The organism is Thalassotalea loyana (assembly GCF_030161435.1).
Taxonomy (GTDB): Bacteria; Pseudomonadota; Gammaproteobacteria; order Enterobacterales; family Alteromonadaceae; genus Thalassotalea_G; species Thalassotalea_G loyana.
The window spans coordinates 70,075-95,162 of sequence record NZ_BSSV01000010.1 but is presented as its reverse complement, the minus strand read 5'-3'; the positions used below and the strand labels follow the sequence as shown (position 1 = coordinate 95,162).

Sequence of the window (25,088 nt, the reverse complement as noted above, 5' to 3'; positions counted from 1 at the left end):
TATTTGCTTGGAAAAATTGATATGAATATAACAACAAACGAAAAGTTGTTACCGGTGACTGTATTGTCTGGTTTCTTAGGTGCTGGTAAGACAACGGTGTTGAATCATATATTAAACAATAGAGACGGATTGAAAGTTGCTGTCATTGTTAATGATATGAGTGAAATTAATATTGACGCGGCTATGGTTCAAAATGAAGTCAGCTTTAATCGGGCTGAAGAAAAGCTAGTCGAAATGAGTAATGGGTGTATTTGCTGTACGTTAAGAGAAGATCTACTTGAGGAAGTCTCTCGCTTATCAAAAACTGGCAAGTATGACTATTTAGTGATTGAATCAACGGGGATTTCTGAGCCTCTGCCTGTTGCTGAAACTTTTACTTTTGAAGATGAAGATGGCATCAGTTTATCGAGTGTTGCAAGCCTAGACACTATGGTTACGGTTGTTGATGCCGTTAACTTTCTGAAAGATTACGATCAAGCACAGTCTCTTCAAGATGTAGGTGAGAGCTTGGGTGAAGAAGACGAAAGGAGCGTCGCCGACTTACTTGTTGAACAGGTAGAGTTTGCCGATGTGCTGTTAATCAGTAAAACGGATTTAGTTACTAAAAAAGATGTTAGGCGATTGAAAAGCATACTTGCAACACTGAATACAGAAGCAGAACAAATAGAAATAGAACATGGTAGGGCACCACTCAAACAGGTATTAAACACCCAAAAATTCAGCTTTTCTAAAGCTCAACAAGCACCTGGCTGGTTGAAGGAAATGCGCGGTGAGCATGTACCCGAAACGGAGGAGTTTGGGATTAGTAGTTTCTCATATTGTGCAAGACGGCCATTTCACCCTAAAAAGTTCTATGAATTCCTGCACAGTAAAGAAATTGCCGGAAAACTCATTCGATCAAAAGGGTTCTTTTGGCTGGCTACAAGGCCACAATTTGCGGGTAGTTGGAGCCAAGCAGGAGGTATTGCCCGTTACGGTGCTGCAGGCTTGTTTTGGTACGCGGTTCCACGAGAACAGTGGCCGCAAGATCCTGGTTATATTGCTGCGATAAAAGAACAATGGGTAGAGCCATTTGGGGATATGCGACAAGAATTAGTATTTATAGGACAGGGACTCGACAAAAATAATATTGTTGCAAGATTAGATGATTGTTTACTTAATGAGGAAGAGGTACTAAAGGGCAAAGAGTACTGGAAAACCTTGCCTGATCCATTCCCAAGTTGGGAGGTCAACTAGATTTATCAGAGTACATTGAGTTAGCCAACATGAGCTATGCTTCTTTGTGAAACTTCATCAGGCTTGCTTTTTCAAAGTAAGCCTTCGCTAGAAATGTGAGAGAAAGATTAAAATACTTTAAAAGATTTAGTTGAACTGAATGTTGATTAACGTATGCTAGCCGGCATTAGTAAATCGAGAAGTTTAACTATCTAAAAGATGAATCACTCACGTGTAATTATTGGCCTAGTTAACCCCAAAGGCCCTACAAACGTTGGTACAGTAATGAGGGCAGCAGGGTGCTTTCATGCCAATGAGGTGCTATATACCGGTACGCGCTATGCGCGAGCCGCACAGTATGAAGTGAAAACGAATACTGATACACATAAATCGAGAAACAACATTCCATTAACCCAGGTCGATTGTTTGTTGAGTCAAAAAACTGAAGATATGAAAGTCGTTTGTGTGGAGCTTTGTGTTGGGGCTACGTCCTTAACCGAATTTACTCATCCTGATCAAGCGCTTTATATTTTTGGCCCTGAAGATGGATCCATAAGCCAAGAGATTATTGATCAGGCTGATCATGTCGTATACATCCCAACCAAAGATTGCTTAAATCTAGCAGCAACTGCGAACGTAGTGCTTTATGATCGGTTGGCAAAATCATCATTCGTTGATCAAGGAGATGAGTTGATTAAAAGTAGTCGCGATACCAATAACCGTTTGAAGGTCAAAGTACGTTAATCTTGATTATGTTTTGTATTTGACAATTTTTTCATCCATATCAAGTGCAGAACTGGCAATCATCTCCGCGGCCACAGATATTTGTTCAGCACCAGCAACGTTTTCCGAGGCACGATGAGAGATACTGGTAATACTCTCACTAACTTCTTGTAGCACATTTGCTTGTACTTTTGTGCTTGAGGCCACTGAGTCTGAAACTATTTGAATTTCGTTAATTTTTTCACTGATATTGTCTAGCGTTTCTTTTATTAATTCGGCTTGCTTGGATGCGTCAATTGCATTGTTTTTCCCGTGTTCGATGATGTTGAAAGCTTGTTTTGAGCCTTCTTGAAGTTCATTAACAATTCGAGCTATATCCTCTGTGGATTGTTGTGTTCTGCTTGCTAATGAACGAACTTCGTCAGCAACAACGGCAAAACCTCTTCCTTGCTCTCCAGCTCTAGCAGCCTCTATAGCTGCGTTAAGTGCAAGCAAATTAGTTTGTTCCGCAATACCTTGAATTAGCTGAACCATACTCGTGATGCTTCCAATTCTTTCATTTAAATCACTGATGGAATCAGCAGACGCTGTCATATCCTGGGCCGCTTCACGTATAACAGTAACAGCGTCGGTAACTACATTTTTGCCATCAACAGCATCGTTTACTACGGTGTGTATTGAATGTGCATTACTTTCCATTGAATTAGCAATGTCATTAACGCTTCTGTCCATATCAATTATAGAGTTAGCAACACCTTCTAGTTCCAATTGCTGTTGTTTCAAGTTATGTTTACTTTGGTTAATCGCAGTCGCTGTTTGTTCAGAGGCAGCGTTGATGTTTCTCGATGTTACTAAAAACTCTTTTAAATCACCTGAGAACAGTTGAGTGAGTGAGTTGATGTTTCGGGCAGCATCACCGAGTTCATCAAAACTAACAATTTGGATTTCATCAGCCAAATTTCGTTCATTTAGCGCAACATCGATACCATGTTTAATTTGGTCTGACTGATTTTTACGGACTTTTATCGCCAGTGATAGCGCAATTGTGACTAAAATACCTAGCACTAAAATGGCGAGTTCAACAACCAGTATGACTACCGCTTCTTGTTGAATTTTGATGGCGGTCTTATCAACCACTCTTAACGCTTTTTCTTCTGCTTCTTTGAGTAGGTTAATTCGTTCGGTAGCGACCTTAAACCACTCTGATGCTTGACGATTAAAATTAGCGTCTTTATTTGCAACGGCCTCTCTGTACTCTTCTACTTTTGCATTAAACTCGCTTGTCAGCGCGTCATTGAATATATCGATAATATCGGATGTCGCCGACTCTAACGCTTCATAAGTAAAGACATCTTGCTTTGTTACTAATTCGGTATGTTTAATTCTCAATTGTGGACTAAATTCATCAGCAGAAAATACGTTAGCGAGAACCGCTCGCTCAATACCAGCCGACTCTTTGGTGTAAGAAAAATTGTAAATACTAAATAACTCAGCAGAGATAATCTGGTTGGTACTTAATTTTGAAGCCATAATAACAACATGAAGGCCTGACGAGTTTATACCCGTGTAATATTTTAAAGCGTTGCTTAGTGGAAGTGATAAAGAATCGACGGCGCGTCGCGTATCGGCAATCTTGTTAAAAGGTGAAATAAACTCGTTATAAGCAATAATCATGTCGTCGCTAAGTTGCCAATTGCTCCTTTGCGCTTTGAGCGTCTGCATAGCCTCATCAACAAGCTTTCGTTGTTGATTTAATTCACTTTTGAAACGTGCTCCTTGTGAGCCAATGTAACCTGCAGTTAAACCTCGCTCTTTTTGTACTTCATGAACCACAGATAAGGTTTCGTGTGATAAAAAAGCGTTATATTCAGATTCATATGCATTAACCATCTTGTTATAGGAATGATACACATCATAGCTAACGATAAGTGCGAGCAGTGCACATGGCAACATGATGAAAACATTTAATCTTGATGAAACATATTTAAGCAAAGCTTTAGCTCCTAAATAGACAAAGAAATGCATCAACTTGGAGTAGATGAATTACAAATGGCCAGAGTTCTGTGCAAAGAAAAACACTACTTAATAATAGTACAAACGGTGGATTTTGTTGGATGGTTTACTTATAGGATAATGTAGTTGAAAGCTTGTTTTCTTTACTCTTAACCTTCGCCTTTAACAAACCCTGCACGATTGAGTACAGGGTTAGCATAGGGCCGACTGTTTTTTCTACTAACAAAAATAACTAAGCTTTAGCAAGTGGGGCAGTAGCGGAGTTTTGGTCAAGCTTACGACTAACTTGTGTTAAAACTAAAGCTATAATAACAACAAGAGCACCAACTGACGGTGTAGCCATTAAACCATTATTCTGGACAATAATGCCGCCTCCCCATGAACCAATTGCGATTCCTATATTGAATGCTGCTATGTTCAAACCTGATGCAACGTCAACAGCATCTGGGGTAAATTTCTCCGCTAATTTAACAACGTAGACTTGCAAACCAGGCACGTTGCCAAAAGCAAATGCTCCCCAAATAAGAATTGTGATCACTGCCATAACTGGGTCATATGCAGTAAAGTTTAGCAAAAACAAAATAGCAGCGAGACCTGAAAATATAATAGTTAATGCCATAGTTGGACCAAAATTATCAGCCATTTTTCCGCCCCAAATATTCCCAATAGCCACTGATACGCCATAGACCAATAAGATTAATCCAACCGAACTAGATTCAAAGCCAGTGACTTCATTTAGAATTGGAGCCAAATAAGTAAATGCTATAAATGTTCCCCCATATCCAATGGCTGTAATAGCGTAAACTAAAAGTAAACGAGGGTGCGTTAATACATTAACTTGTTGCATAAGTTTTACCGGATTTGATTGCTTCAAATTGCTAGGTACCAGCATGGCGCTGCCAATCATCGCTATTACACCTAAAACGGATACCGTTAAAAATGTAGTCTTCCAACCCCAAATTTGACCGATATAAGTACCAAGTGGTACACCTGTTACTAATGCGACTGTTAAACCGGTAAACATTATAGCGATGGCACTTGCTCCCTTTTCTTTTGACACCAAACTAGTAGCAATGGTAGAGCCAATTGAGAAAAATACGCCATGCGCAAGACCTGTCAGTATTCTTGCGACTACAAGGGCCTCGAAACTTGGTGCTTGCCATGCGACTAGGTTTCCGATGACAAATAATCCCATAACAGACAGCAATACATGTTTTCTATTCTTGTTGCTTGTTAATGCGGTGAGAACGGGGGCACCTACAGCGACCCCAAGTGCATATAGGCTAACTAGTAGCCCAGCAGAAGGGATTGATATGTTTAAATCTTGTGCCATTGTAGGAAGCAAACCGACAATGACAAATTCAGTTGTTCCTATCGCAAAAGCGCTAAGCGCAAGTGCTAGTAATGCTATGGGTATATACATCTCCAAGTATTAATAGGTAAGGTAAGCATTAAGTTGGTTACCTCTTGATTGAAGGTACTATTATTTACTGGTAATCTTTTGCAATAAATGGCAGTAAAGAAAAAATACTTTTGTAGTAAATGGTGGTAATTTGGCTATTAGGACAAGATCAGATGATTTAGAGTTATTATTAGCTGTTGTCGAGTTTGGTGGGTTTTCGGCCGCAGCCGATGCACTCAATATTCAAGTGGCCCGCATTTCTCGTTCAGTAACTAAGATAGAAAAAGCGCTAGGTACTAGTATCCTCATCAGAACGACAAGGCGAGTCATGTTGACAGAGGAAGGAAGGCAATTCGTGGAAGAAGTTTCTGCAGGGCTCAAACAGATCTACAACGCAGAAGCTAGGATTGTTGAGCTAGCAAAGCAGCCTAAGGGAAAGTTACGAGTTGATGCGGTTAGTCCATTTATATTTCACCAATTAGCACCTCATATTCAGGCTTTTTCCAAAGCTTATCCAAGTATTGAGTTAGAGCTCAATTCAAATGAAGGGATCGTTGATTTAATTGAAAAGCGCACTGACGTGGCAATCAGGATAGGTAAACTCGACGACTCGACGTTACATGCTACGCCGTTAGGAAAAAGCCCTTTATTTATTGTCGCTTCTCCAGATTATTTGGCGCAACATGGTTTGCCTAAAAAGCCCAAAGATCTTGACTCTCATCAGTTGATTGGTTTTTCAAATATCAAGGCACTTAACAAATGGCCTATTGATGGACTAACTATGGTAGAGCCCTCGATCACAGCAAGTAATGGAGAAACAATAAGACAATTGGTGCTGTCTGGCGGAGGAATTAGTTGTTTGTCGGGCTTTATGGTTAATCAAGATATTGCAGCAGGTAAGTTAATCTCGTTGCTCGATGAATATCGGGTAAAGAATTCTGAGAGGGAATTAGTTAACGCTGTGTACTACAAGTCATCTTCTGTTTCTGAGCGTGTTAATTCATTTATTAGCTTTATTAAACCACGGCTAAATTTGTAATTATCTATCGATTAATTTTAATAATATAATTTAAAACCTGCTGCTCAACCGTTTAGCACTCGCTCGATTAAACAATACAGATAACTACTCAGTTTTATCTTTAAACTCACGCAAATCTTTAATAATACATGAGCCACATTTAGGTTTACGAGCGGTACAAACGTAACGACCGTGAAGAATAAGCGAGTGATGTACATCGACTTTGAACTCTTTAGGCACAACTTTTAATAGCTTGTTTTCAACTTCAACGACGTTTTTACCCATGGCGAATTTGGTGCGGTTGGATACGCGATCAATGTGCGTATCTACGGCTATGGTAGGCCAGCCGAAATATAATTAAAGTAGATCTATATTTACTTCTGCTTTGCGCTAATAGCGGACGTAGTAACAGCCAAATTAACTAGATACCCAAGTTCATCTTCATCATATTCTTGAACTCGGTATCACTCATTTTCACTCGTGACTCAAAAATCTGAAATGCATCCCCACCTACAGGATAACGCAGAATGTCGGAGTCATCGGTAGCAGCGGTAAAAATGGCATCGGACACTTCCTCTGGATCTTGCTTAGATGCTGCTGCCATACCCTGCATGGTCGTTTTAGCAACGTCTAACTTGTTCAAATATGGATTGCCACTTTCACCAATCGCCCATACGGAATTGCTGTTTATCTTGGTATCAAATGCGCCCGGTTCAATTAATTTAACGCGAATACCAAAAGGCATTAGTTCATATTGTAACGATTCGGTTAGCCCTTCTACTGCAAATTTTGATGCGTGGTAGAAAGTCGTAAATGGAAACGCCACACGTCCAGCGATTGATGCAACGTTGACAATTACGCCACATTCATTAGCGCGAAAGTGTGGCAGCAATGCTTGGGTAGTGCTAACTAGGCCGAAAACATTTACATCGAACTGTCTTCGCATTTGCGCATCGGTGGTATATTCAAATATCCCCTGTAACCCAAAACCAGCATTGTTAACTAATACGTCAATTTTTCCAAAATGTGAGATGCCGTCAGATACAGCCTTAGTAATTGAACGCTTATCTGTCACGTCGAGCTTTAGTAGCAATAAATTTTCAAGTTGACTCAGCGCTTGTTCTTTTTCAGGCGTTCTCATAGTCGCTATAACATTCCAGCCTTCAGCTTGAAACTTTTTAACCGCGAGCTTTCCAAAACCAGAGCTCGTACCTGTAATTAAAACTGTTTTGTTCATCACGTATCCTTTATCTTTTTTCGGGATTAATAATTGGAATTACTAGGCATTCATGTATGTGTCGAACCACTCAATCATTTGTTCAGGGTACTCGCCGCAATAGTTATAACCAATAAATCGTCTAGTATCGCCATTCTCTATCCAATGAAGTTTTTTGTTCGCGGTTGGAATCAAATCAAACGTGGTTTGAACATCAGCAGGAACTGTCCAAATATCTTCTTTATTTTGAATAATGAAAGTAGGGATATGAAAATTTTGTACATATTTATGAGGTGTCATATCTTCGAGTTTTATACCGATATTTTTTTCAATCTCGCTCGCAAAGAACTCAAAGTGCTCACTCAACCCCATACCGTCTACGGCAACTCTAGACATGATGTTGATAGAGGCAGGTTGAGCACAGACAAATGCTTTGACTTTTTTTGCATACTCAGGATGTTTAGTTAATGCATAGAAAGCTGCATTACCGCCAGCACAAGGGTTGAAAAGGCCAATAATCATTTCCTTCAGGTCGTCTCGTGACCTAACATATTCAAAGGTTGCAATTACATCTTTATGTTCATCACTAAAACCTTGCCCCCATTTATTCTCCTTTGAAGCATCACTCTCACCATGACCACGTAAGTCATACGTAAGCACGTTATAGCCTGCATCATGGAGGGCTTTGTATACATTTCCAAATTTTACCTCAATGTTCTGAAAGTCACTCCACGGCGCTTTATGACCGGGGAAACCATAGCGATTGAGTGTCGCAGGGTGATTACAAATTATTAGTTTGTCTGAACCGTCTTTTGGTATAAACCAACCAGCAAGCTCAAGGCCGTCTTCAGTCATATACTTTACATCTTCAAACTCAAGACCATAGTCTGTTGGTGTTGCTAGAATTGGGGCGCGGTCAACCGGAAGACTTACATACCCTTGTGCGACTGCCGATAGCATTGCTTTTTGTTCTTCATTTAATTGATTCGTCATATCTAAAGCTCCTTCACATTTATTGTGTTTCGCGTTTGCTTAATTATCAGTGTTTTATTAGTCTATATTTAACTTCAGTCAAGCACTAGGTAGTGGTAATCTAAATCAATATTAGGTTGAAATTAAAAATAAAAGCAAAATGCAAGAATTCAAAAACGATATAACTTACAATCAGATTGCAACTTTTAAGGCCATTTTTGAGGAAGGAAACATCAGCAAAGCTGCAAAAATGCTTAATATTAGCCCTGCATCAGTGAGTTCTTCTTTGAAACTATTAGAAAAGAGCGTTGGCGAACCTTTGTTTAGTCGTACGACAAGAGCAATTGCGCCGACAGAAATAGGCAAGAGGTTTTATGAGCTAGTTCATTCTGGCGTTGATGATTTAAGAAATGCTGTAGAGCTAATTTGCGATCACAGTAACAACCCCAGTGGTAGCTTATCGTTAAACATGGCGAGAGATATATACGATGTTTTTCTCAAAGATGTACTCATGGATTTCCAACAACAATTTCCGGCTATTCAGCTCGAAATAACCTTGTCTGATTCTTTTGACAGTCAGGTTGAACATCACTTTGATATTGGTTTTCGTTTTGGAGAAACTGTCAATGAAACTATGATTGCTAAACGAATTAATAGTAGTGAACACCATCCAAAACTCGCACTGTTTGCCTCACATGTATATGTTGCTCATTTTGGCATACCGACCTCAGTAGAAGACTTAAAAAAGCATTCATTAATTCAATTCAGAGCACCTTCTAGCCAAAAAATTCTTCCAGTTCATTTACACAGCTCAAAGAGTAAAGAAAGTGAAATTGTAACTCTCTCACAATTGAATACAGCAATGATAGTAAACAATTCCGAAGTCATGGTTGATAGCGCCTTAAAAGGACTTGGCATTGGATATCTTATGGACGCAACGGTCAGGGAGTATTTCTTGTCTGAGCAATTAGTTCCATTGCTAAAAGATCATTGGTGTGATGTTCCTAATGTTTATATGTATTACGCTCCTGATAATAGACAGACTCGCAGAGTAGCATGCTTCTTAGAATTCATTTCAGAGAAACTTCATTCCTAGTGATTATTAGAACTTTTTCCTTGAAGCATATTGCGGACTGAACGTTTAAAATAACAGATCGCTTTTCGCTCTATGCTGTCCTTTAATCTGTCTTATCCTTATACTCACACAAATCTTCAATAATACAAGAGCCACATTTTGGTTTACGAGCGGTACAAACGTAACGACCATGAAGAATAAGCCAGTGATGGACATCGACTTTGAACTCTTTAGGTACAACTTTTAATAGCTTGTTCTCAACTTCTACGACGTTTTTACCCATGGCAAATTTAGTGCGGTTTGAAACTCGGTCGATGTGAGTATCTACAGCAATTGTTGGCCAGCCAAAGGCGGTATTTAACACAACATTTGCTGTTTTTCGCCCTACACCAGGCAAGGCTTCAAGTGCCTCTCGACTCTCAGGGACTTCTCCACCATGCAAATCAACAAGCATTTGACAAGTTTTGATAGTGTTTTCTGCTTTGGTATTAAATAGGCCGATGGTCTTTATGTAGTCTTTAAGTTTATCGAGCCCTAAATCCAGAATTGCTTGAGGTGTATTAGCGACCGCAAATAATGGGCCAGTCGCTTTGTTAACCCCTACATCCGTTGCTTGTGCAGAGAGTAATACAGCGATTAACAGCTCAAAAGGACTATTAAAGTTTAATTCTGTTGTTGGGTTTGGATTGTTGTCTCTTAGTCGAGTAAGGATCTCTAATCGTTTTTCTTTATTCATTATTATTTTTAACTATCAAAGTTTACACGGACACGCTCAATAGACTCTTTTTCAGGTTGATTGAGTTTTTGTTTTTCTTTCTGTTTCTCGTCAATTGCATTTTTGATTGCAATTAGGAAGCCCATAGCAATGAATGCACCTGGTGGTAATATGGCTAATAAAAATTTGTTGTCTAAATGTAATATTTCAACACGCAATACTGAAGCCCAATCACCAAGTAATAGTTCGGCACCATCGAAAAGGGTACCTTGACCCAATATCTCTCTTATTGCACCAAGAACGACAAGGACTAATGCAAAGCCTAACCCCATCATTAAACCGTCAAATGCGGCTTGCTTCACTGGATTTTTGCTAGCATAAGCTTCGGCACGTCCAATGATTGCACAGTTGGTTACGATAAGTGGTAAGAAAATACCAAGGGATTGATAAATACCAAAGGTAAATGCGTTCATTAATAACTGGATTGCCGTTACAAATGCTGCAATAACTAGGACGAACACGGGAATACGAATTTCCTTCGGTACCCATTGACGAATCAGAGAGACAGTAACGTTCGAGCCTATTAATACGAGTAAGGTTGCAACCCCTAAGCCTAATGCATTAGTTACTGTCGCCGTTACTGCAAGTAAAGGGCACAAGCCAAGAAGTTGAACAAGCCCTGGGTTGTTCTTCCATAAACCTTGAATAGCGAGATCTTTGTATTCTGCATTTAACATTATGACTCACCTCGACAAGACTTTGTGCTGTTAAACAATGCTTCTTTGTTCGCGTTAAAATAAAGGTTTGTATTTTTTACTGCTTTTACAACAGCTCTTGGGGTGATTGTTGCGCCAGTAAACTGGTCAAACATACCACCATCTTTCTTCACATTCCATCGAGAATCAGATGCCTTCTCAATGGATTTGCCATTGAAGCTTGTAATCCAATCACTGCGCTTTAATTCTATTTTGTCACCCAGACCTGGAGTTTCATTGTGCTTTAATGTTCTAACGCCTGTCACAACGCCGTCGTAGCTTAATGCCACCAGCAAATGTATTTTACCATTGTAACCATCTGGCGCGGTTGTGGTTATTGCCGCGGCCACCGGTTGCCCATCGAATCTACCTAAATATGCTGTTTGAGTCTCATCAGGGCCAAGCAGTGGATCCGTAATCAGCGCACAGTCCTGATAAAGATCATTATTTATCGCGTTCTCATCGATAATCGCATGTAAGGTTTTCAATAACTGCGCTTGTTCTTGTTTCGCAATACGTGGTTTGGTTAACTCACTGATTACGCTAACGACTAAGGTACAGACAATAGCGAAAACAGCTAGTAGCTTTGCATTACTATTAATTGCTTGTTTCATAGCTATTTCCTTACCTCGTGGCCATAGGTTCTTGGTCGCGTGTACTGATCGATTAATGGCCCCGCCATGTTGCAAAGTAATACCGCGAAAGCAACACCATCAGGATAGCCGCCAAAGTGGCGAATTATGAAGACGAGGAAGCCTGCAAGAGCTGCATAAACTATACGGCCTTTTACGCTCGTAGCGCTTGATACAGGATCGGTTAAAATAAAGAATGCGCCCAGCATCGTTGCACCACTTAACCAGTGAAACATTGTCGAAGAGGCAGTATCTGGTGATATGACATAAGCAATGAATGAACATATAAATAGGCTTGCTAAAAAGCTTACCGGTGTTACCCAAGGAATCGCTTTTTTGTAGATTAGATAAATACCGCCAAGTAAAAATCCACCATTGATCCATTCCCAGCCCAGTGAAAAGTGCTCGCCAAATACAACCCCTTGTGAACTCTCAGATACCGTCATACCTAGGGTTAAATTGGTTTTCAAGGTATCCAACGGCGTTGCCATTGTATATCCGTCAACATGCGTTCTTAATTGCTCAATAGAAAAACCATCTGGTGTGAACCCTGTAAGAATTACCGTTAAGGTTTGCGAAAAGTCTAGTGAGAATTGCATCAACTCAAGCGGCGGTTGCCATGATGTCATTTGTAGTGGAAATGATACAAGCAACATAACATAAGCGGCCATTGCTGGGTTAAATGGGTTATGTCCTATACCGCCATACAAATGCTTTACGACAATAATCGCAAATGCCGCACCGATTACTGTTATCCACCAAGGTGCAATTGCAGGTAAGCTAATGCCAATTAATACGGCGGTTAATATCGCGCTACCATCAAGAAGTTCTGGTTTTATTTTACGATTGCGCATTGATAGCATGGTAAATTCACATACCAGTGCTGTCATTATTGCAATAGTAATATGAATAAGATTGCCCCAACCAAAAAAATACCACTGGGCAAATATACCCGGTAATAAGGCTAGAATTACCAAACGCATTAACGCTGCTGTGCTTGATTGCGTGTGGTTGTGTGGAGAGCTGGCGATCCAATAGGTCATAGTTTATTTATTTTCTGCTTTTTGTTTCTTAGCTTTAGCTTTGGCAATAGCTGCAGCAATTCGTGCTTTTTTATCATCAACCGGTGCTGGCGTCACATCTTCTTCTGACGCTTCGAAGGGCTTAGCATCAACTTCCTTTTCCGGCGCGAGATTGGTTTGCTCGTCTTTAACTGTCTCTTGTTTTTCAGCGAGTTTTTTCGCTTTTGCTTTAGCAATAGCCGCTGCAACTCTAGCCTTCTTGTCATCATCTGCTGTCGGAGCTGGCTCCGCCGAAGCTTCTGTTGATTGAGGTGTTACCTCATTGGACTGTTCTTTTTCTGCAAGCTTTTTGGCTTTAGCTTTCGCAATAGCTGCTGCAACTCTGGCTTTTTTATCATCTTGTGCAGATGATTCTTTTTGTGTGGCATTGTCAAGCGAGTTGCTAGGTACTTCTGTTGATGTGTTTTCTACATCTGGATTTGATTCTGTTTGTGCTTTTTCTGCAAGCTTCTTCGCTTTAGCTTTGGCGACTGCAGCAGCAACGCGAGACTTTTTGTCATCTGCTGGAGATGACTCTTTTTCAACTTGGTCTACAGATTGTTCAGCTCGCGCCTGTTTCTTTGCTTTAGCACGTGCAACTGCGTCTGCAACGCGCGATTTATCAGTGTCTTTGTCCGAAACCTCAGTAGCTGACTCTGCTTGCTGTGCTTGCTTTTTCGCTTTAGCTCGCGCGACAGCAGCAGCTACGGCAGACTTTTGCTCTGACTTCGGTGCTGCAGCATTTTCGTCAGATGTCTCGCCTGCTTTTTTAGCTTTTACTCGTGCTAATGCTGCTGCAACAGCTGATTTGGCATTAGTTGCCTCTTCAGTATTTGCATTCATTTTAGCACGACGGGCTTCAGCGGCTTTACGATGCTTTTCTTCGCGAGCCACTTTCTCTCGTTCGAGTCTCGCTTTGCGTGCCTCAAAACGGGATTTGGCTTTTTCGGCTTTAATTTCTTGTACTTGCTGAAATCTAATTTCTGCTTTTGCTACACGGTAGTATTGCACCAAGGGGATTTGACTAGGACAAACAAATGCGCAAGCTCCACAATCAATACAGTCAAATAAATTCAACTTTTTAAGCTGATCATAATCTTTTGCTTTAGCGCTCCACTGAAGCTCTTGTGGCAACAATTGACTCGGACAAACTTCAGCACATTCGCCACATCGAATACATTCTTGCTCTTCGCTAGCTACAGGGATTTCAGTATTACTTGGCGCAAGTATACAGTTTGATGTTTTAATTATTGGGATTTGCGTTGACGGCATGGTGAAGCCCATCATAGGGCCACCCATTATTAACATACTGTTGTTATCTTCTTGGTAGCCACATTGCTCTAACAGAAATTCAACCGGCGTGCCAAGCAAGGCCCAAACATTTTGTGGTTTATCTAAGCTCTTGCCTGTTACGGTTACAACACGTTTGATTAATGGCGTATCGTTGATCACGGCATCTGCGATCGCATAACAAGTACCAACGTTTTGCATAACGATGCCCATTTGCGCCGGAATAACACCAGATGGTACTTCTTTGCCCGTCAATGCTTTAATCAACTGCTTTTCACCGCCTGTTGGATATTTCGTGGGTAAGACACAGATTTTGACTTTGTCGTAGCCTTGTGTTGCAGTTTCTAAGGCTTTAATCGCTTCCGGTTTATTATCTTCAACACCAATTAAAATGTGTTCTGGAAGTAACAGGTGATCAAGGATTTTCACGCCATCGATAATACTTGGTCCATGCTCACGCATGAGTAAATCGTCAGACGTAATATAAGGCTCACATTCAACGGCATTGATGATTAAAAAGTCAATAACTGGTTTATGATTGACTTTGATGTGGGTAGGGAAGCCGGCGCCACCCATTCCTGCAATACCTGCATTTGCAACTTTTGAAATAATATCTTCACGAGACAGCGAATAAAAATCGTCGCATACTTCTCTTTTTATCCACTGATCTTTTCCATCTGGCTTCAAAAAGATACAAGGTTCTTGCATCGCCGATGGGTGAGGGATAGTTGCACGCTCAATTTTTTCGATAAAACCACTGGTTGGTGCATGAACAGGCACCGCCATTGGATTGTGATTCTGGGTTAAAGGTTGGCCTTTTAAAACGTAGTCACCTGGCGCAACGATTGGTTTTGCGGCGACACCAATATGCTGCTGTAACGGAAGACACAACATTGGCGGTAAATCGAGTGGGCGTATAGGTTTATCATTTGACAACCATTTTTGCTCTGGTGGATGAACGCCACCATGAAATTGCCAAAACTTACCATTATTAATTCGTTCGATAATAGATTCCACGATAACCTCTTACTACTCTACTTGAGTGACGGGAATGCTATTGAGGTCCCAACGCCAGTTTTGCGGCGTTTCTTCAATAGGGCGCATTTCAATACAGTCTACTGGGCACGGTGCTACACACAGGTCACATCCAGTACATTCGTCTGCAATGATCGTATGCATTTGTTTTGCTGCACCAATGATGGCATCTACAGGACATGCTTGAATACATTTAGTACAGCCAATGCAGTCGTCTTCGATAATGAATGCAACTTTTGGCGTATTATCAGACTCATGGCTTTCATCCATAGCGATAGGTTCGACACCCATTAAATCAGCGATTTTTTTAATTGTGTCGTCACCACCTGGCGCACACTTATTTATCGCCTCGCCATTTGCCACGGCTTCTGCGTAGGGTTTACAACCAGGGTAGCCACATTGACCACATTGTGTTTGAGGCAGAAGTGCATCTAATTGGTCGACAAGCGGATCACCGTCAACTTTGAACTTTACAGAAGCAAAACCAAGCAACCCACCAAATAAGGCGGCGAGTAAACCAATCACTAAAATTGCAATGAGGGTCGTCATATTACTTAACTAACCCCGTAAAACCTAGGAATGCGAGAGACATTAGGCCTGCTGTTATCATGGCGATAGCAGAGCCTTTAAATGGTCCTGGTACGTCAGCATTCGCTAAACGTTCACGCATAGCTGCGAACATAATGAGTACCATTGAAAAACCAATAGCCGCTCCAAACCCGTAAACAATTGATTCAAAGAAATTATGTTGTTCAATCGTATTGAGCAATGCAACACCCAAAACTGCACAGTTTGTCGTAATTAATGGAAGGAATATGCCCAATAAGCGATATAAGTTCGCGCTAGTTTTATGGACAACCATTTCCGTGAATTGAACGACAACTGCAATGACCAGAATAAATGCCATCGTTTCTAAGAATTCTAGTGATAATGGCTCAAGAATGTAGGCATTAACTAGGTAGCTCAATGTTGAGGCAAGTGTAAGTACAAAGGTCGTCGCAAAGGACATCCCAATGGCCGTTTCAGTTTTTGATGACACGCCCATGAATGGACATAGCCCTAAAAACTTAACAAGGACGAAATTGTTTACTAGTACTGTACTAACTAACAGAAGAAAATATTCGGTCATTCCAGGTATTTAGATCGAAAAAATTGGCCCTATTATCCTTGTTTATTACAGAGATAACAACCGGATAACAATTATGGATTTTAATTTAATACGTTGATTTTAATAATGTGGACCTAAATAAGCAAAATGGCGCTTTCGCGCCATTTTGCTTAAGTGGAAATTTGAGCTTACATTTGTTCTGGTTTACCAATATAGAAGCCTTGGCATCCATCGATAAACAACTTCTCAAGGGTATGTTTTTCTTCTTGTGTTTCAACGTTTTCTGCTAATACGTTGATACTCAACCTATGTGCTAAATCAACCATTAGAAGCCTTGGCATCCATCGATAAACAACTTCTCAAGGGTATGTTTTTCTTCTTGTGTTTCAACGTTTTCTGCTAATACGTTGATACTCAACCTATGTGCTAAATCAACCATAACGCGCAGGAAGTATTGGTTGTTTTTATCTTCGTCAATATCTCGCGTGTAGGTGCTGTCCATTTTGATGTAGTCAGGTTTAAGCTCTTTGAAAAACTTGAATGAGGTAAGTCCTACACCGAATCTTTCAACGGTTACACGAGAGCCAACTCTGTGCACCATATCAATGAAGCGTTTACTTGTTTGAACGTTTTGCTGTAAACCATATTCTGTGATTTCGAAAATAAGATTCGGTGCAATATTGGTTTCACGCAACAAACGGCGCTCTAACCAAATAAGAAAATGTTCATCGTGGATACTGCGGGAGCTAATATTGATACCAAACTGAACATTCTGCAGATTCTTTTGATTAATTTCCGTTAATGCTTGTTCGATTATCATGCGATCAACAGCGACGATTTTATCGAGCTTTTCAGCCATTGCGATAAAGGATGCAGTTGGCAGCGTTTCTTTATTGGCATTTTTAAAGCGTGCCAATATTTCGCCGTACATTTTAGTGTTTTTTGTCGTCGGTTTTATTGGCTGAATCAATAAGGAAACTCGTTGCGCGGTTAGCACGCTATCAATCTCTTGACGCCAATTTTGATTACCATAATGGTTTGATGGGCTGTCGGCATCACCATCTTTTTGCGCATACCATGCATTGACACTTTGGGTTTGGGCAACACTAATAGCAGTATCTGCAAGGGCTAATATTTCCCCTAAAGGTTCATTGTTTGTAAAGGCAACCACACCAGAATAAGCAACAGAATCAAGATCGGCGGATTGCTGATATTGATTGAATTTTTCTGTTAATGCCTGGGCATATTTTTCAGCTTCTTTCATCGTTATATTGGGTAAAATCGTCGAGAAGTCTGAGCTGTTTAATCTAAATAATTGTCCACCCTGATATTTCTCAATTTCACTTTTTAAAATATCAGACACTTTACAAATGTAATTGTCACCTTCTTTGTAACCACTAATTTGATTGATTGTTTGAAGCTCGCTACAACGAGTAATTAGTAGCACACCAAATTTGATTTCATTTGTTTCTGTTACTTTGTGTTCAAAGTATTGCACGAAACGGTTTCTATTTGGTAACTGCGTTAGTGTCTCTGTATACGCCTCTTTTTCTAGCTGGTGTGAGTTGGCTTTATGGTTGTCAATTAACGATTGTAAGTTGGTGAGGCCCTTTTTGAGTTCAGGTAGTTCAACCGTTGTTTTGGTTTTATATTGGATTTCACTATCATCAGCGGGCATAAATGAGAGGATTTCTTTTCGAATTTGCTCGTTTATCGTGTTGAAAAACGCTCTGTATGATTTGAGACTGATAATACTTGAGACGATCACAATAATTGCTGTAAAAAGAACGATAGCGGCATATATTTTGATTAGCTTTTGGATGAGTAAGTCATCAGATAAGGCATAAGTCACTTTTAAACTATGACTGTTGAGCCAAACCTCAGTGTTTGGTGGTGCGATGAAGGTTGAAATAACGTGCTGCTGTCCACTTTGATGCTTCATTAGATTTTTATTTTCATCATTTGTGATCAGCAACAGGCGGTAATCATTTGCACCTTTTATCGTCTTTACGATTGTTTGAGTGCTTGCCTGTTGATCCATTGCACTTGCCATCGCGATGAGAGAACCTTCAAACTTATCTTGGCGTTCGCTCAGTAATGTTTGACTGAACCAAGTACAAAGCGCAATTAAGCTTACGCTAAATATTAATCCTAAAATTGTATTTCGAGCGAGTAACTGACTAAATGTATACATAAAGTGTCGTTTATAAAACTATTGTTATGATTGTAATATTGCTCTTATAACATGAAAATATTCAACTTTCTAACCTTCGGGCGCCGACAAGGTTATTTGGTTTTTTGATTTACTCAGTATTCTTCTTCAATTCTCCTTTATTTCGGTTTAATCAGGATAATCGCTTGCTTAACGTTGCCCGTGAGGATATAATTTCGCCGTCTGAAATACACAACGCTTTTACTGACGAATCTAACCTTGTGAGTACGCAGTTAGGTTGGAGCGAGTGTATGAATTGAACGTACAGACTCAAAGTTCAATTCACGATATTGGGTTCAGTGGATAAGGCCCCAACGATGGGGTTTTTTTATAGTCGAAATTTACTTGGCTATAATAACAGCATGACTTTATTCGCTGGGCTATATGCCCTTTTTTTGTTTTTGGAGAATGTGATTGGCTAAATTTGAACATCAACTAACTGATATGTTACGACCTGCCGTTGAGGAAACTGGCAAGGAATTATTAGGCGTAGAATTTATCTCAGCAGGTAATAACTCTATCTTACGTTTATTTATTGACCACGAAAATGGCATCAACGTAGATGATTGTGCTGAAGTGAGCCGACAAGTTAGTGCAATTCTTGATGTAGAAGATCCAATTAGCAGTGAATACAACCTTGAAGTGTCTTCACCTGGTGTAGATCGTCCGTTATTCGATCTTGCACATTACGAAGAAGTAGTCGGTGAGACAATTCAAGTGAAATTAGCAATACCTTTTAATGGTCGTCGTAAGTTTAAAGGTATTTTAGAAAGTATAGAAAACGACACATTACATGTTGTGGTGGACGGTGAAGACTATGCATTAGTTTTCGGCAACATTGACAAGGGTAACCTTGTCGCACAGTTTTAAGCATTAAATAGATTAAAGGCTAGAGAACATGAGTAAGGAAGTATTACTAGTTGTTGATGCGGTTTCTAATGAAAAAGCATTGCCACGCGAGAGTATTTTTCAGGCGATGGAAACAGCTTTAGAAACGGCAACTAAGAAAAAGTACGAAGGTGACATCGTTGTACGTGTTGAAATAGACCGTAAGACAGGTGAGTTTGACACTTTCCGTCGTTGGTTAGTTGTTGCTGAAGATCATGAAACAGAAAACCCATACGCAGAAATCAGCTTAGCTGCTGCTCAGTATGAAGATGAAACTTTAGATGTAGGCGACTACGTAGAAGAGCAAATCGAATCTGTTAAGTTTGACCGCATTACAACACAAACTGCTAAACAAGTTATTGTACAAAAAGTACGAGAAGCAGAGCGTCGTTTAATTGTTGATGCTTACCAAGACCAAGTGGGTGAATTAATCACAGGTGTTGTTAAAAAAGCATCTCGCGATAGCGTAATTTTAGATCTCGGTAATAATGCTGAAGCAATCATTTACCGTGATGACATGTTACCTCGCGAAGTATTTCGTCCAGGTGACCGTGTTCGTGGTTTGTTATACGCAATCAAACCAGAAGCACGTGGCGCTCAATTATTTGTTAGCCGTACAAAGCCAGAAATGTTGGTTGAGCTATTCCGCGTTGAAGTACCAGAAATTGGTGAAGAGATGCTGGAAATTAAAGGCGCAGCTCGCGATCCAGGTTCTCGTGCGAAAATCGCTGTTAAGAGTAACGACAAACGTTTAGACCCTGTTGGTGCTTGTGTTGGTATGCGTGGTTCACGTGTACAAGCCGTTTCAGGTGAATTAGGCGGTGAACGTGTTGATATCGTTTTATTTGACGATAACCCAGCACAGTTTGTTATCAACGCAATGGCACCAGCTGAAGTTGCATCAATTATTGTTGATGAAGACCAAGGCACTATGGATATCGCTGTTGAAGAAGGTAACTTAGCGATGGCGATTGGTCGTAGCGGTCAAAACGTCCGTTTAGCTAGCCAGTTAACTGGTTGGGAATTAAACGTGATGACAGTTGCTGACATGAACGAAAAGCACCAAGCAGAAAACGACAAGGTTATTACGCTATTTACTGAGAAGTTAGACATCGATGACGATTTCGCCACTATCTTAGTAGAAGAAGGTTTCTCATCATTAGAAGAAATTGCCTATGTTCCTGTTGCAGAGATTCTTGAAATCGATGGCATGAATGAAGAAATCGTTGAAGAGCTTCGTGAGCGTGCAAAAGCTGCACTGACAACACAAGCGTTAGCGACAGAAGAAACACTAGAAGGTGCAGAACCTGCTGAAGACCTACTAGCACTTGAAGGTTTAGACAAGCACCTTGCATACGTATTAGCAAGCAAAGGCGTTTGCACGTTAGAAGACCTTGCTGAGCAAGGTGTTGATGATCTTGTTGAGATTGAAGAATTAGATGAAACCACTGCGGGTGAGCTAATCATGGCTGCACGTAATATTTGTTGGTTTAGTGAAGAATAGATAACGCCGGGAGAAATTTATAGATGGCAGAAGTAACAGTTGAACAACTTGCCAAAGAAATCGGAACACCGGCGGATCGTTTGGTGAACCAATTAGCTGAAGCAGGCATTAATAAAAATGTCTCTGATTCAGTAACCGAGCAAGAAAAAGAAACTTTGCTTGAGCACCTTAAAAAGCAGCATGGTGATGACTCTGCTGCTCAGCCAAGCAAAATGACATTAAGTCGTAAGAAGAAAACGACTTTATCTGTAGGTTCAGGTAGCAAAGCTAAATCAGTGCAAGTTGAAGTTCGTAAAAAGCGCACGTACGTCAAGCGTAGCGATTTAGAAGAACAACAAATTGCTGAAGCAGAAGCAAAAGCTCAAGCAGAGGCAGAAGCTCAAGCAGCTGCAGAAGCGGAAGCTAAAGCGCAAGCAGAAGCTGAAGCAAAAGCTAAGGCAGAAGCAGAAGCGAAAGCCGCAGCAGAAGCAAAAGCGAAAGCAGATGCAGAAGCGAAAGCATTAGCAGATGCAAAAGCTAAAGAAGCTGCTAAAGCGAAAGCCAAAGCAATTGAAGAATCAGCAGCTAAGCCTGAAGAGAAAGAAGTTGAAAGTGACGAGGCGAAAAAGATTCGTTTAGCGCAAGAAGCTGAAGCAAAAGCTAAAGCGGAAGAAGAAGCGCGTAAATCTGCAGAAGAAGCTCGCAAGCTAGCAGAAGAAAACGAAGCTCGCTGGAAAGCACAAGAAGAAGAGCGTAAAGCGCATGAAGATGACGTAGTTCACCTTACTTCTTCTAAATTTGCGCAAGAAGCAGAAGATAAAGAAGATTCTGCTGATGAAGGTCGTCGTCGTCGCAAGAAGAAAAAGCCAGCTGATAAGAATCAACGTGGTGGTAAGAACCAACGCGGTAAACAAACATTATCTGCACCACAAAGCTTGAAGCACGGTTTCCAAAAACCAGCTGAAACTAAAATGCAGGATGTTCGCATTGGTGAAACAATTTCTGTTGCTGACTTAGCAAACAAGATGTCTGTTAAAGGCGCCGAAGTTGTTAAAGTAATGTTTAAGATGGGCGCTATGGCGACTATCAACCAAGTGATTGACCAAGAGACAGCAGCATTAGTTGCTGAAGAAATGGGTCGCAAGGTTGTACTTGTTAAAGAAAATGCGTTAGAAGAAGCGGTTCTATCTGACCGTGGTGAAGCGGGTGAATCAATCACACGTGCACCAGTTGTTACTATCATGGGTCACGTTGACCATGGTAAAACATCATTACTTGATTACATTCGTGAAGCAAAAGTTGCTGCAGGCGAAGCTGGTGGTATTACACAGCACATTGGTGCATATCACGTAGAAACTGGCCATGGCATGGTAACTTTCTTAGATACTCCTGGTCACGCCGCGTTTACTGCAATGCGTTCACGTGGTGCGAAAGCTACGGATATCGTTATTATCGTTGTTGCTGCCGATGATGGTGTAATGCCTCAAACAATTGAAGCAATCCAGCATGCTAAAGCTGCTGAAGCGCCAATCGTAATTGCGGTTAACAAAATCGATAAAGAAACAGCAGATCCAGATCGTGTTAAAAACGAGTTGTCTCAACATGATGTAATCCCTGAAGACTGGGGTGGTGACACACAATTTGTTCACGTATCAGCGAAATCTGGTGAAGGTATTGATGACTTACTTGACGCTGTATTATTACAAGCAGAAGTTTTAGAACTAAACGCTGTAGTAGACAAGATGGCAAGTGGTGTTGTTGTTGAATCTAAACTTGATAAAGGTCGTGGTCCAGTGGCGACTATCCTTGTTCAAGAAGGTACTTTGAAACAAGGTGATATCGTACTTTGTGGTTTAGAGTATGGTCGTGTTCGTGCAATGCGCGATGAACTTGGTCGTCAAATCAAGTCAGCAGGTCCATCGATTCCTGTAGAGATTTTAGGTCTTTCTGGTGTGCCACAGTCTGGTGACGAGGCAACCGTTGTTAAGGATGAGCGTAAAGCGCGTGAAGTAGCCTTGTACCGTCAAGGTAAATTCCGTGATGTGAAACTTGCACGTCAACAAAAAGCGAAACTTGAGAACATGTTCTCAGATATGGCAGAGGGCGATATCTCAGAAGTTAACGTGGTACTTAAGTCAGACGTTCAAGGTTCATTAGAAGCGATTTCAGACGCATTAGTTAAATTATCAACTAATGAAGTAAAAGTGAAAATCATTGGTTCAGGTGTAGGTGGTATTACCGAAACTGACGCATCACTTGCAGCTGCTTCAAACGCTATCGTGGTTGGTTTCAACGTTCGTGCTGATGCTGCTGCTCGTAAAGTGATTGAATCTGAAGGCGTTGATTTACGTTACTACAGTGTAATCTATGCACTAATCGATGAAGTTAAGCAAGCGATGAGTGGTTTACTTGCACCAGAATTTAAGCAAGAGATCATTGGTCTTGCTGAAGTTCGTGATGTATTTAAGTCACCGAAGCTTGGTGCAATCGCTGGTTGTATGGTAACTGAAGGTATCGTTAAGCGTAGCGCGCCAATTCGTGTATTACGTGAGAACGTCGTAATTTACGAAGGTGAGTTAGAGTCACTTCGTCGCTTTAAAGATGACGTACAAGAAGTTCGTAACGGTACTGAGTGTGGTATCGGTGTTAAGAACTACAATGACGTACGTGTAGGCGACCAGATCGAAGTTTTCGAGACAGTCGAAGTAAAACGTAGTTTATAATTTTAGTGGCGTAAATCGCATAAATTACTGCGTTGGACGTGCTCACTTGGTCAACCAAGCTCCGCGCGTCCGCCTTGTACTTTAAGCTATTGACATCCACTAAAGCTTAAAACTATGGATTAAAAGTTTTAATAAAATGGGGGCTATGCCCCCGTTTTTATCTTGAGATTAAAGTTATAGGAGTTTCTATGGCTAGAGAATTTTCTCGTACTGACCGTGTAGGTCAGGAAATCCAAAAAGAAGTTGCAATGATCATCCAACGTGAAGTCAAGGACCCACGTTTAGGTATGGTGACAGTTAACGCAGTTGAAGTAACTCGCGATTTAGCTTACGCGAAGGTGTTTGTTACCTTTTTGACAATTGGTGAGCAAACTGAAGAAGCATCAATTGAAATCTTAAATGAAGCATCGGGCTATATTCGCACGTTACTCGCAAAACGTATTAAAGCGCGCATTATGCCGGAACTTCGTTTCGTATTTGATAAATCAATGGCCGAAGGTGTTCGAATGACATCTCTAGTAAACAAAGCCATTGAAGAAGATGAGCGCAGAGCGGGAAAAAACCAACCTGAAGAAGGTGAGGGCGAATAATTCATGGCGAAAAGAAGAAAAGGTCGCCCAGTACACGGTGTTGTATTGTTGGATAAACCTTATGATATTTCTTCTAACTCAGCGTTGCAGCGAGTTAAACGAATTTACTTTGCACAAAAAGCAGGCCATACCGGCGCATTAGATCCATTGGCAACGGGTATGTTGCCTGTTTGCTTAGGTGAAGGTACTAAGTTTTCGCAATTTTTACTGGATACCGATAAAACGTATCAAGTAACAGCTAAGTTGGGTGTTCGTACAACGACTAGCGATGTTGACGGTGATATTGTGAGTGAAAAGCCAGTTGATGTAAGCCAAGAGCAACTTTTTGAAGCGCTTGAACATTTTCGTGGTGAATCAAAACAAGTACCATCAATGTTTTCAGCGTTGAAGCACCAGGGCAAACCTTTATACCTCTATGCACGTGAAGGTATAGAAATTGAGCGTGAAGCCCGCGATATTACTGTTTTTCGTTTAGACGTTTTACGATTTGAAGGTGATGAAGTTGATATGGAAATTCATTGCTCTAAGGGAACATATATCCGCACTATCGTCGATGATCTAGGTGAGCGATTAGGTTGTGGCGCCCATGTCAGTGCCTTAAGACGTGTTGGCGTCGGCAGTTACGATAGAAAAGATATGGTAACCCTTGAGCAACTAGATGCTTTGCTTGAAGAAGCCAAAGAACGAGATGTGTCACCGTCTAGTTTGTTAGATCCATTATTATTACCGATGAATACTGCCTTAGCTGGAATGCCAAGTGTTTGCGTTGATGAAGAGTCTGCGCGCTTTTTACGTCTAGGTAATCCAGTAAATGCATCAGGTTTACCAACCGATGGTTTTGTGCAGGTTTATATTGAACGTGATGTTAATGAAGGCAATGAATTTATTGGTGTAGGTATTGTCGATGATAATGGCATGCTGGCGCCAAAACGCATTACCGTAATTGATCCACAGGATTAATC

The 25,088-nt window shown here is 40.7% G+C and carries 22 protein-coding genes and 1 pseudogene; 9 read left to right on the top strand and 14 right to left on the bottom strand.

Annotation, left to right across the window (positions count from 1 at the left end):
- The first annotated feature begins 21 nt into the window (after window positions 1–21).
- Together zigA and QQK05_RS18080 are read left to right on the top strand one after the other, a co-directional pair.
- Window positions 22–1,236 carry a zinc metallochaperone GTPase ZigA gene (gene zigA / locus QQK05_RS18085; protein ID WP_284301298.1) on the top strand — a complete coding sequence of 405 codons (1,215 nt, stop codon included), beginning with the start codon at window positions 22–24 and terminating at the stop codon, window positions 1,234–1,236.
- A gap of 198 nt (window positions 1,237–1,434) precedes the next feature.
- Window positions 1,435–1,959, top strand: coding sequence for an RNA methyltransferase (locus tag QQK05_RS18080; RefSeq protein WP_284301296.1), 525 nt, complete (start codon window positions 1,435–1,437; stop codon window positions 1,957–1,959).
- Window positions 1,960–1,965: 6 nt separating this feature from the next.
- Here the strand turns inward: QQK05_RS18080 and QQK05_RS18075 are convergent, their stop codons facing one another.
- Complete coding sequence (locus QQK05_RS18075; RefSeq protein ID WP_284301294.1) at window positions 1,966–3,930, bottom strand: methyl-accepting chemotaxis protein; 1,965 nt, start codon at window positions 3,928–3,930, stop codon at window positions 1,966–1,968.
- A gap of 253 nt (window positions 3,931–4,183) precedes the next feature.
- Entirely contained in the window at window positions 4,184–5,368 is a 1,185-nt protein-coding gene (locus QQK05_RS18070) for an MFS transporter (protein ID WP_284301325.1), read from the bottom strand.
- A gap of 142 nt (window positions 5,369–5,510) precedes the next feature.
- On the opposite strand from QQK05_RS18070, the gene QQK05_RS18065 reads away from it, so the two are divergent.
- Window positions 5,511–6,392 carry a LysR family transcriptional regulator gene (locus tag QQK05_RS18065; RefSeq protein WP_284301322.1) on the top strand — a complete coding sequence of 294 codons (882 nt, stop codon included), beginning with the start codon at window positions 5,511–5,513 and terminating at the stop codon, window positions 6,390–6,392.
- Window positions 6,393–6,476: 84 nt separating this feature from the next.
- Here the strand turns inward: QQK05_RS18065 and QQK05_RS18060 are convergent.
- The 3 genes and pseudogenes from QQK05_RS18060 to QQK05_RS18050 form a co-directional block, all read right to left on the bottom strand.
- Window positions 6,477–6,722, bottom strand: a pseudogene (locus tag QQK05_RS18060) (endonuclease III); the annotation flags it as partial.
- Between the two features lie 70 nt (window positions 6,723–6,792).
- Entirely contained in the window at window positions 6,793–7,608 is an 816-nt protein-coding gene (locus QQK05_RS18055) for an SDR family oxidoreductase (RefSeq protein ID WP_284301292.1), read from the bottom strand.
- 42 nt (window positions 7,609–7,650) lie between these two features.
- A complete protein-coding gene (locus QQK05_RS18050) occupies window positions 7,651–8,580 on the bottom strand; it encodes an alpha/beta hydrolase family protein (protein ID WP_284301289.1) in 930 nt (309 codons plus the stop codon).
- A 139-nt stretch (window positions 8,581–8,719) separates the two neighbouring features.
- Here QQK05_RS18050 and QQK05_RS18045 point away from each other — a divergent pair, with 139 nt between their 5' ends.
- The gene (locus QQK05_RS18045; RefSeq protein WP_284301287.1) at window positions 8,720–9,655 is read left to right on the top strand and encodes a LysR family transcriptional regulator; all 936 of its coding nucleotides are present in this window, start codon (window positions 8,720–8,722) and stop codon (window positions 9,653–9,655) included.
- 82 nt (window positions 9,656–9,737) lie between these two features.
- Here QQK05_RS18045 and nth read toward each other — a convergent pair whose 3' ends face one another.
- From nth to QQK05_RS18000, 9 genes are all read right to left on the bottom strand, one after another.
- Window positions 9,738–10,370: an endonuclease III gene (gene nth / locus QQK05_RS18040; protein WP_284301285.1), complete on the bottom strand. Its 633-nt coding sequence runs from the start codon at window positions 10,368–10,370 to the stop codon at window positions 9,738–9,740.
- Between the two features lie 8 nt (window positions 10,371–10,378).
- The gene (locus QQK05_RS18035; protein ID WP_284301283.1) at window positions 10,379–11,086 is read right to left on the bottom strand and encodes an electron transport complex subunit E; all 708 of its coding nucleotides are present in this window, start codon (window positions 11,084–11,086) and stop codon (window positions 10,379–10,381) included.
- Window positions 11,086–11,718 (bottom strand): electron transport complex subunit RsxG, encoded by a 633-nt coding sequence (gene rsxG, locus QQK05_RS18030; protein ID WP_284301281.1) that lies wholly within the window; start codon window positions 11,716–11,718, stop codon window positions 11,086–11,088. The genes QQK05_RS18035 and rsxG overlap by 1 nt, the downstream gene beginning before the upstream one ends.
- A gap of 2 nt (window positions 11,719–11,720) precedes the next feature.
- Window positions 11,721–12,779, bottom strand: coding sequence for an electron transport complex subunit RsxD (gene rsxD / locus QQK05_RS18025; RefSeq protein WP_284301279.1), 1,059 nt, complete (start codon window positions 12,777–12,779; stop codon window positions 11,721–11,723).
- Between the two features lie 3 nt (window positions 12,780–12,782).
- Window positions 12,783–15,104 carry an electron transport complex subunit RsxC gene (rsxC, locus tag QQK05_RS18020; protein WP_284301277.1) on the bottom strand — a complete coding sequence of 774 codons (2,322 nt, stop codon included), beginning with the start codon at window positions 15,102–15,104 and terminating at the stop codon, window positions 12,783–12,785.
- Window positions 15,105–15,116: 12 nt separating this feature from the next.
- A complete protein-coding gene (gene rsxB / locus QQK05_RS18015) occupies window positions 15,117–15,671 on the bottom strand; it encodes an electron transport complex subunit RsxB (protein ID WP_284301275.1) in 555 nt (184 codons plus the stop codon).
- Between the two features lies 1 nt (window position 15,672).
- Window positions 15,673–16,251: an electron transport complex subunit RsxA gene (gene rsxA / locus QQK05_RS18010; RefSeq protein ID WP_284301272.1), complete on the bottom strand. Its 579-nt coding sequence runs from the start codon at window positions 16,249–16,251 to the stop codon at window positions 15,673–15,675.
- 167 nt (window positions 16,252–16,418) lie between these two features.
- Window positions 16,419–16,556: an EAL domain-containing protein gene (locus QQK05_RS18005; RefSeq protein WP_284301270.1), complete on the bottom strand. Its 138-nt coding sequence runs from the start codon at window positions 16,554–16,556 to the stop codon at window positions 16,419–16,421.
- A complete protein-coding gene (locus QQK05_RS18000) occupies window positions 16,556–18,424 on the bottom strand; it encodes an EAL domain-containing protein (RefSeq protein WP_284301268.1) in 1,869 nt (622 codons plus the stop codon). The genes QQK05_RS18005 and QQK05_RS18000 overlap by 1 nt, the downstream gene beginning before the upstream one ends.
- A gap of 432 nt (window positions 18,425–18,856) precedes the next feature.
- On the opposite strand from QQK05_RS18000, the gene rimP reads away from it, so the two are divergent.
- The 5 genes from rimP to truB all read left to right on the top strand — a co-directional run bounded on the left by rimP (window position 18,857) and on the right by truB (window position 25,086).
- Window positions 18,857–19,312: a ribosome maturation factor RimP gene (gene rimP / locus QQK05_RS17995; protein ID WP_284301266.1), complete on the top strand. Its 456-nt coding sequence runs from the start codon at window positions 18,857–18,859 to the stop codon at window positions 19,310–19,312.
- Window positions 19,313–19,340: 28 nt separating this feature from the next.
- Window positions 19,341–20,834 (top strand): transcription termination factor NusA, encoded by a 1,494-nt coding sequence (gene nusA / locus QQK05_RS17990; protein ID WP_284301264.1) that lies wholly within the window; start codon window positions 19,341–19,343, stop codon window positions 20,832–20,834.
- A gap of 23 nt (window positions 20,835–20,857) precedes the next feature.
- Entirely contained in the window at window positions 20,858–23,536 is a 2,679-nt protein-coding gene (gene infB / locus QQK05_RS17985) for a translation initiation factor IF-2 (protein ID WP_284301262.1), read from the top strand.
- Between the two features lie 188 nt (window positions 23,537–23,724).
- Entirely contained in the window at window positions 23,725–24,126 is a 402-nt protein-coding gene (rbfA, locus tag QQK05_RS17980; protein WP_284301260.1) for a 30S ribosome-binding factor RbfA, read from the top strand.
- A 3-nt stretch (window positions 24,127–24,129) separates the two neighbouring features.
- Entirely contained in the window at window positions 24,130–25,086 is a 957-nt protein-coding gene (gene truB, locus QQK05_RS17975) for a tRNA pseudouridine(55) synthase TruB (RefSeq protein ID WP_284301258.1), read from the top strand.
- Window positions 25,087–25,088 lie beyond the last annotated feature (2 nt).

Coding starts and splice junctions, on each gene's coding strand:
- zigA (WP_284301298.1), top strand. CDS start 22: ATGAATATAACAACAAACGAAAAGTTGTTACCGGTGACTGTATTGTCT.
- QQK05_RS18005 (WP_284301270.1), bottom strand. CDS start 16,556: ATGGTTGATTTAGCACATAGGTTGAGTATCAACGTATTAGCAGAAAAC.
- nusA (WP_284301264.1), top strand. CDS start 19,341: ATGAGTAAGGAAGTATTACTAGTTGTTGATGCGGTTTCTAATGAAAAA.
- QQK05_RS18035 (WP_284301283.1), bottom strand. CDS start 11,086: ATGTTAAATGCAGAATACAAAGATCTCGCTATTCAAGGTTTATGGAAG.
- QQK05_RS18045 (WP_284301287.1), top strand. CDS start 8,720: ATGCAAGAATTCAAAAACGATATAACTTACAATCAGATTGCAACTTTT.
- QQK05_RS18055 (WP_284301292.1), bottom strand. CDS start 7,608: ATGAACAAAACAGTTTTAATTACAGGTACGAGCTCTGGTTTTGGAAAG.
- rsxG (WP_284301281.1), bottom strand. CDS start 11,718: ATGAAACAAGCAATTAATAGTAATGCAAAGCTACTAGCTGTTTTCGCT.
- QQK05_RS18080 (WP_284301296.1), top strand. CDS start 1,435: ATGAATCACTCACGTGTAATTATTGGCCTAGTTAACCCCAAAGGCCCT.
- rbfA (WP_284301260.1), top strand. CDS start 23,725: ATGGCTAGAGAATTTTCTCGTACTGACCGTGTAGGTCAGGAAATCCAA.
- infB (WP_284301262.1), top strand. CDS start 20,858: ATGGCAGAAGTAACAGTTGAACAACTTGCCAAAGAAATCGGAACACCG.
- rsxA (WP_284301272.1), bottom strand. CDS start 16,251: ATGACCGAATATTTTCTTCTGTTAGTTAGTACAGTACTAGTAAACAAT.
- rsxD (WP_284301279.1), bottom strand. CDS start 12,779: ATGACCTATTGGATCGCCAGCTCTCCACACAACCACACGCAATCAAGC.
- QQK05_RS18000 (WP_284301268.1), bottom strand. CDS start 18,424: ATGTATACATTTAGTCAGTTACTCGCTCGAAATACAATTTTAGGATTA.
- rsxB (WP_284301275.1), bottom strand. CDS start 15,671: ATGACGACCCTCATTGCAATTTTAGTGATTGGTTTACTCGCCGCCTTA.
- truB (WP_284301258.1), top strand. CDS start 24,130: ATGGCGAAAAGAAGAAAAGGTCGCCCAGTACACGGTGTTGTATTGTTG.
- QQK05_RS18050 (WP_284301289.1), bottom strand. CDS start 8,580: ATGACGAATCAATTAAATGAAGAACAAAAAGCAATGCTATCGGCAGTC.
- nth (WP_284301285.1), bottom strand. CDS start 10,370: ATGAATAAAGAAAAACGATTAGAGATCCTTACTCGACTAAGAGACAAC.